Genomic DNA, 3,491 nt, shown 5'->3' on the forward strand with positions numbered 1-3,491 from the left:
AACTTGCTTTTCAAACTTGCTTTCCACAACTATTACTGTCGTTAATTTTACTCTACTTTGAACGAATGCGAAATTTCATACTTAGTTGTGGAATTGACATTCAAATTTCCCGGTGCAAGATATGAGAATGCTAACTGTGCAGGGGAGGGAGTACCTTTGCCCCTCCAAACACGGAAACTCCAGGGCACACGCCATCGCCCTACTACCAAATACAACACCACCAAATGTAATCCTCGTTTACCGTTATAAACCGAGATTAAATGCTCAAAAGGCTTGAATTTCGCGCGCTTTTCTAAGGTTGTTAGGTCAATGATGATTTGTAACATTGGCCTGCGTCCTTTGGGGCAGTCAGATAATATTTGTTTGAGTACGTAGCCGCATGTGGTACGAATTAGCTGCCGAGTTGACCAAGGATTTAAATTCAGAAATCGACTCAAGGCACTAGCTGATTTAATTTTGCTATGCTGTGGCAAGGGACGCCCTTGTGCTTCCAAAAACAATCCCAACATCGTTTCGAGATTGTCTCGTTGATACCCAGAAGGCATTAAAGACAGTAAAATATACACTAACTCTTGGGCGTGGGCAAGAATTGAAATCATTGTTCTTGCTTTTATATATCTTTTTCACGCCCTTTTTCTCATATTTTGGACCCCAATGTAAATCCAGGTTGAATCAGAAGTATTTGCGATCGCTGTCCCGATGTGATGGCGTCAAGCGTTATCACATCCTTAAGTAGTATTTTTTCGCAACTACGAAATTCCACTTTTTTAATAGTTATATTTGCGACCTACTAATACTTGATCTAATTTCTTGTTCTCATGTCTCATTTTTATGCTCTTTACGTGCCTATTCAGGGTTTATCCGGTCAGGTGCAAGATCTGAGTTAAAGAAGATTGGTAAAGATTTACATAAAAATAATGCTGTTGTCAGAGCAGGATTAAGCAATATCTATCGAGATATTGAAACTTTGACAGGAGAATCTGACAATACTGTTAGAGCCAGTAACCTGGTTTACATTTTAGAAAAATATGGATACCGCAAAGGTGTAGAGGCATCTTCTAAGCATCGGTTCACAATCATTAACAATCTGCCATCGCCAACCTACACAGAATTTATTGGTCGCGAGGCAGATATGAGAATCCTATTAGAACGCCTTTCACCAGATCACGGCGCTCACATGATCACGGTGCATGGTATTGGTGGTGTAGGTAAAACAGCGTTAGTGTTAGCAGCAGCCTACCTATGCTTAAAAGGTAGTCGAGAAAATCTGAATATCGCACCTAAATTTGATGCAATTATTTTCACTTCTGCCAAACAGCAGGAACTCTATCCTGACGGAATTTTGCAACGACAGCAGGGACAGCGTAATCTGCGTGAGATATTTCGAGAGATTGGTAATGCTCTTGGCGACCCTACTATTATTCAATCTCCTCCCAATGATCAGTCTGACCGTGTACGCCAAATTCTGTCCAGACAGCGAACACTATTGATTGTGGACAATATGGAGACCATAGAGGATAGAAGTGGGGTGATAGAGTTCCTTTACAATCTACCGATTGGCGTAAAAGTAGTAATTACTACCCGTGAGCGAATTGCGTTACTACCAATTAGCCTGCAAAACTTGACCCTAGATGATAGTTTGCAGTTAATTCAGCAACAAGCCCAAGAAAAAGGTATTACTCTTAACGATGAAGAATCTAGGCAGCTTTACGGTCACACAGGCGGAATTCCCCTTGCTATTGTCTATGCAATCGGTCAAGTATCTAGTGGTTACTCTTTAAATTCGGTGTTGGAGAGATTAGCCTCGGCTACTGGTGATGTAGCTCGTTTTTGCTTTGAACAATCTGTGCAAGGAATCACAGGACAGCCAGCCCACAAATTGCTGATGTCACTAGCCATTTTTCCTAACTCTCCTACTCAAGCTGCTGTGGCTGAGGTAGCTGGGCTAACAACTGCCCCTGATTCTAACAACGATGGCTTGGCACTTTTGCAGCGACTTTCTTTGGTGAATCAAAATTCAGAGACTAAGCGATATGAAATGCTGTCTCTGACTCGTGAGTATGCTTTAGCAAAATTGGCTGCTAACCCAGATTTTGAAAGAGAAGCGCGGCGACGTTGGGTGAGATGGTATTTGGATTTTGCCAATATTTACGCCGGTGAAGATTGGGAAAACTCGAAACATTACAAGAGGCTAGAAGCAGAAGAGGTAAATTTACGGGCTGTACTTTATTGGTGTAAAGACCAAGACCACTATGAAGAAGTGAGAGATTTAGGTCTGCTTTTGAACCACTACGCTAATCTCTATGCTTATTGGGACGATCGCCTAGATTGGTGGCAATGGCTTGTAGAACAATCAGAAAGACGAGGTGAATGGTCATTTTTGGTGATATTCATCATCCGCAAAACTTGGCTTTTAATTCGGGAATGTTCCGAGAAGAGTTTGAAAGAAGCAGAAGAGATGTTGCAGAGGGCATGGGTATTACGCGACCATGCAGATTTATGCGATCAGGCTGACTTAGCTGAAAATATAGCTAGGTTACAAATCAGGCAAAAGAATTATCCAGATGCCCGTGCATGGCTGGATACAGAGCAAAAGTTAGTGACTCAAGCTAATTTAACCGAGCAAAAACACATCCGTTATTACATTCCTGTTCTTTATCATCGAGCAGTTATTTTACACAAAGAAAATAAATATTCTGAAGCGAAAATTCTTTTTCAAGAGGTCATGCTAAGTGCCAAAAGAATTAACTGGTATCGGGTAATTAATTCTGCTCAAAATTGGCTGGCAGATATCGCCATTGAACAAGGCGATCGCGATGGCGCTCAACAGTTATTGACTAAAGGCATCATTGTGGCTGACAGCAGCAAAAATAAGCGACGTTTAGCCCGCTATCAACGCTCTCTAGCAAAATGGCAGAGAAGGTGGGGCAGTGCCGAGCAAGCTGATAAATTAGCTAGAGAAGCAATGGATGCCTTTGAACACTTAGGCATGATACAAGATGCCGATGAAATGCAGTTGTTACTTAATTGTTCGTAATCTATGGTTCGTGAAACGACCCTCCCCAGCGCGTGCCTCGAAAACAATCGTTGGGGGGTGTTATTTGTTATGACAATTATCCGAACATCGGGTGTACATAATGAACTACAAAAAACTAAACCCGCCTAATTGTCGGCGGGCTTTTCTTTTATGCTGTCTAAAATCCGATCGCGCATTTGCCTGAGAGACTCGTTTTCCTCTCTCAGGCGGCCAATTCCCCCAAGAGTTGCTGCTTGAGTAATGCAATTTCACCTCCAAGTTCTTTCTTCAGTTCTACTTTGAGTTCTTCCCTTAGCCCCTTTCTAAGCTCTTCTAACTCATTGTTTCGGGAGCAATGCGATTTTGTGAGGTCAGGCAAAAAAAGGTGCGATCGCTAATCGGCTTTCCCAGTACAAAACATATATTATTTACATATTAACGAGTATTAATACTTAAGAATAGGTATTTGATGAAG

General features: G+C 41.8%; 1 protein-coding gene and 1 pseudogene. One reads left to right on the forward strand and one right to left on the reverse strand.

The window, feature by feature from the left end:
• Window positions 1-131: 131 nt before the first annotated feature.
• A pseudogene (locus tag LC605_RS31775) lies at window positions 132-599 on the reverse strand (IS701 family transposase); the annotation flags it as partial.
• A 368-nt stretch (window positions 600-967) separates the two neighbouring features.
• On the opposite strand from LC605_RS31775, the gene LC605_RS31780 reads away from it, so the two are divergent.
• The gene (locus tag LC605_RS31780) at window positions 968-3,037 is read left to right on the forward strand and encodes an NB-ARC domain-containing protein (RefSeq protein WP_229551370.1); all 2,070 of its coding nucleotides are present in this window, start codon (window positions 968-970) and stop codon (window positions 3,035-3,037) included.
• Window positions 3,038-3,491 lie beyond the last annotated feature (454 nt).

Source organism: Nostoc sp. CHAB 5836, assembly GCF_020829445.1.
Lineage (GTDB): Bacteria > Cyanobacteriota > Cyanobacteriia > Cyanobacteriales > Nostocaceae > Nostoc.